Source organism: Klebsiella sp. A-Nf5 (assembly GCF_002810545.1).
GTDB classification, from domain to species: domain Bacteria; phylum Pseudomonadota; class Gammaproteobacteria; order Enterobacterales; family Enterobacteriaceae; genus Klebsiella; species Klebsiella variicola.
Map to the genome: position 1 here is coordinate 1 of NZ_PIOG01000144.1, position 4,199 is coordinate 4,199.

3 protein-coding genes and 2 pseudogenes are annotated in these 4,199 nt (G+C 42.9%); 3 read left to right on the forward strand and 2 right to left on the reverse strand.

Annotated features, from left to right (window positions below):
- Positions 1-56: 56 nt before the first annotated feature.
- The 3 genes from CWM53_RS15310 (at position 57) to CWM53_RS15320 (ending at position 2,824) form a co-directional block, all read left to right on the forward strand.
- Positions 57-752 (forward strand): IS6 family transposase, encoded by a 696-nt coding sequence (locus CWM53_RS15310; protein WP_100750807.1) that lies wholly within the window; start codon positions 57-59, stop codon positions 750-752.
- 175 nt (positions 753-927) lie between these two features.
- The gene (locus CWM53_RS31985) at positions 928-1,362 is read left to right on the forward strand and encodes a hypothetical protein (RefSeq protein ID WP_165785085.1); all 435 of its coding nucleotides are present in this window, start codon (positions 928-930) and stop codon (positions 1,360-1,362) included.
- Between the two features lie 880 nt (positions 1,363-2,242).
- Positions 2,243-2,824 carry a helix-turn-helix domain-containing protein gene (locus tag CWM53_RS15320; RefSeq protein ID WP_100750808.1) on the forward strand — a complete coding sequence of 194 codons (582 nt, stop codon included), beginning with the start codon at positions 2,243-2,245 and terminating at the stop codon, positions 2,822-2,824.
- A gap of 344 nt (positions 2,825-3,168) precedes the next feature.
- On the opposite strand, the pseudogene CWM53_RS15325 reads toward CWM53_RS15320, so the two are convergent.
- Together CWM53_RS15325 and CWM53_RS15335 are read right to left on the reverse strand one after the other, a co-directional pair.
- Positions 3,169-3,306: pseudogene (locus CWM53_RS15325) on the reverse strand (IS3 family transposase); the annotation flags it as partial.
- Between the two features lie 125 nt (positions 3,307-3,431).
- Positions 3,432-4,136, reverse strand: a pseudogene (locus CWM53_RS15335) (IS6 family transposase).
- Positions 4,137-4,199: the final 63 nt, after the last annotated feature.

Sequence of the window (4,199 nt, forward strand, 5' to 3'; positions counted from 1 at the left end):
TGTCGCATTAAGGGAGCGTCGGGTAACATGCAGTCTTTTTATGATGTTACCTGACCATGTCTTTGTTCCGAAATGCTTTCCAGCGACTGCATTATCCCATCGATGTTATCGCCCAGTGTGTTCGCTGGTATCTGGCTTATGCCCTGAGCCTGCGTAATCTGGAGGAAATGATGGCGGAGCGCGGTATTGTCGTTGACCATTCCACGCTGCATCGTTGGGTTATCCGCCTGGTGCCGTTACTGGATAAGGCCTTTCGCCGGCATAAGCGCACAGTAGGTCGGCGGTGGCGAATGGATGAAACCTTCATCAAAATCAACGGCCAGTGGAAGTATCTGTATCGAGCAGTCGATACAGCAGGTCACACCATCGACTTTTTGCTCACCGCCAAACGGGATGCCGCCGCCGCACTACGCTTCTTTCGCAAGGCCATCCGTCAACACGGCGAATCTGACGTGGTGACGATCGATAAAAGCGGCGCCAAAACTGCAGCTCTGACCACACTCAATGCCGATAAAACTGAGGAAGAAGCCATTACCATTAGGCAAAGCAAGTATCTGAATAACCTGATTGAGCAAGATCACCGTAATATCAAACGCCGGATACGTCCGATGCTGGGATTTAAATCGTTTCGACGAGCGCAGACGTTGTTGGCGGGTATCGAACTGCTCCATATGATACGAAAAGGGCAATATCAACATCCACAAAGCGAAGGGCTATCACCCGCGGAAAAATTCTATTTTCTGGCTGCCTAAATAACCGACAACGCTACTTTTGCCAACCTGTCACCGTTAACGCGACACAACCCGCAGCGCAAGGCCGTAGCGGTTTATCAACACGGATATAGCGCCTACCTATGGCCGTGCGCTTGCACTGCTCAAACGAGAAGGTCGATGCCCGCCTGACGTTGAACATCTACAGATTAACAGCATGGCGACCCTTTCCTCACAGGATGAATGGGGCAGTATTTATGAGAAGTCGAGCTATGTCGCTTTCGCTTCTCCTACGAAAAACCTTGCCGATGATAAAGTCCTGAATATCAGATATGAGAACGACCCGGTATTTAGCGTTTTAACAGGCCACAGTTTATCGCTGGACAGTTTCTTTAATCATGACGCCCCGCTTAAGACCTGTACCAATAACATCGTTTCATTCAATAAATATTATGCAGGCCTGACGTTTGATTCACAGATCTTATCCATCGAAAATATGGCGACCAGGGCCGGGCACTCCGGTCAGGGATACACTGACGGTGCTTTAAGAATTATGAATTCTGAAATCTATGGTTACACTAACCAGAATTCTAATATCATCGCATCCAATCTTTATAAGGAATATCGCTCGACGATATGGGGGGCGATATGAATAAATCCACTGCGCATGTTGAGTCAACCTTTATTGTTGAAGCAGAAACAAACGATTTATTATAAGGGGATAAAGGTAACAACTATCTTTGCGGAGGCGGTGGCGATGATAGCTTTAAAGTTCATTGTGGATATAATGTGATTTATGGCGGTTCGGGAGCAATACCTACATCACAGAATGTAATGTCGCCTATTTTTCCTTCAGCCAAGACGCAGATGGGAGAGAGGGCCGAATAACACGATGTGCAACTCGAATTTATTAAGCGGAGTAAGCCCCCAAAAGTTATTTTGACGAACGTTTCCATCGAAAACACTGGATGGGAGTTCTGGCCTCCACATATAAAGAACACTGAGTCAAGTGCATAAAAAACAACGAGACAATAGACTTAATATAAAATCGATCGACCTCATGCACTCGTGAAAAATCCAATTTCGGGATAGTATCGACTGGCAGTCGAAAAGTCAGAGCGTTAAAGTAATGCGCGTAAAAATAAATGCTTGTTATTTGTATTAACTGCGAATCAAAAAATAATATTACTAAGCATCAATAACGACATATTATCCTTAAAGACTCAAGCCAACATAATACAGAGAATATTGACATCCATGTCAATGCATTACTAAAAACCAAAATACCTCATAAGAAAGTAAAATCCACAAAACAAACCTTATGAAACATAAAAACAACAAAAAACATCAAAAAAAGAAGCAGAATGAAAACAAAAATCAAAAAAACAAACACTTAAGCATGGTTAAGTGACCACTTAATCAAACTTATCTTAACCTTCCCCTCCTCAAACTCTAAATTAATCTCACCACGAATTATTGCTCTAAAGAGAGAGCTTCATACAATAAATACGTTTAGAGAGGAGAGGGGAGTAATGAGAGAAAAAAACAAAAGTCGAAAAAACGGCATACTGATAACCAATGACAATTTTGTTGTGGTTTTCTTTAAAAATAAAATCCAGGGAAGAGTTCATGATAAAATTGACGTCATAAATAATTTTGATAATATATTCATAAGCATAAACACGACCTATTATGTTGACAATAGAGTTTTACAAGACACAGGTTCATACGCCAAATTGTTAGAGATGGAATTTTTCTCAGGAAATAGCGTTTGCTTAATGAACTTTAAAGGAATGAAATTCAATGCCAACTGCATTGATATGCATATGGAAGTAAGCGAATTAATTAACCTAATTGAAAAAGGAGATTACGCCGAAATATTCTCACCCCACAAACAACTTACAAGACAAGAAATTAAGATCCTAAAGCTAGTCAGCTCAGGCATGAGTTCAGGATTATTAGCAAAGGCACTTAACCTCTCTGTAAAAACAATTCACTCGCATAAAAACTCAGCTGTGAAAAAACTAGGATTTAAAAACTTCAATACATTCATTAGCTCAACTTGCCAATATGGATATCCCATTATGCCGGGAAGGGGGGGTATAAAAATTTAAATGCTGGAATTTTCATTAAAATTACGATCATAGCTAAGCTAGCCATATCCTGCCAGAATGGCTTCTTGTTCCGATTTGATTAATTCTTTTCAAACGAGGCTATATGTTGCTATTATTTACCTCCATTTTTCTTCTGTTTTTTTCTGCTTTTTGCTTAGTGATGCACTTTAAAAAAATAAAATCTAAAATGATTATACTAAAATAGTAACACTATAAAATAAAGATAGTATAGGATGAGTTTTGGCTAGACAGTGGCTCTATAGGTTTCAACTCGTTTAGCTCATTCGTTACAAAAAATCAATTTATATTGTGGACTTACCCCACGCTCGTAGAAAATGCTGTCCTCACGACGAGGACAGTTCAAAGGCCTCTGGACTGACGCCGCCGAGGTGACAGTGGCACCGAGCCCGATTATAGAATACTTCAATGTAATCGAATATATCGGCCCGGGCCAGATCCCTGGTTTTATAGATACGTTTTCTTGGTTAGAAAAATCAATCACCCCTTTTGTGGTTTCCTAACCATGAACGGTGGCGATGAGGAGATACACGGCACGGCACTGTTGCAAAGTTAGCGGAGAGATAGCCTTTTGTCTTATTCAAAGGCCTTACATTTCAAAAACTCTGCTGACCAGGCGCATCTCGCCCAGGGGATCTCCATAATAAAATGGTGAGGCCTGGCCTTTGCGTAGTGCACGCATCACCTCAATCCCTTTGATTGTGGCGTAAGCCGTCTTCATGGATTTAAATCCCAGCGTGGCGCCGATTATCCTTTTCAGCTTGCCATGATCGCATTCAATGATGTTATTCCGGTACTTAATCTGTCGGTGTTCAACGTCAGGCGGGCATCGACCTTCTCGTTTGAGCAGTGCAAGCGCACGGCCATAGGTAGGCGCTTTATCCGTGTTGATAAAACGGGGGATCTGCCACTTCTTCACGTTGTTGAAGATTTTACCCAGGAACCGGTATGCAGCTTTGCTGTTACGACGCGGGGAGAGATAAAAATCAACAGTGCGGCCCCTGTTGTCGACGGCACGGTAAAGATAAGCCCAGCGGCCATTGACCTTCACGTACGTTTCATCAATGTGCCATGGGCAAAAATCGGAAGGGTTACGCCAGTACCAGCGCAACCGTTTTTCCATTTCAGGTGCATAACGCTGAACCTAGCGGTAAAGCGTAGTGTGATCGACATTCACGCCGCGTTCGGCCAGCATCTCCTGTAGTTCGCGGTAGCTGATGCCATATTTACAGTACCAGCGTACCGCCCACAGGATAATGTCACGCTGAAAATGCCGGCCTTTGAATGGGTTCATGTGCAGCTCCGTCAGCAAAAGGTGGCGATGAGTCTATCACCTCCAGATTTTTGCAACAGTGCC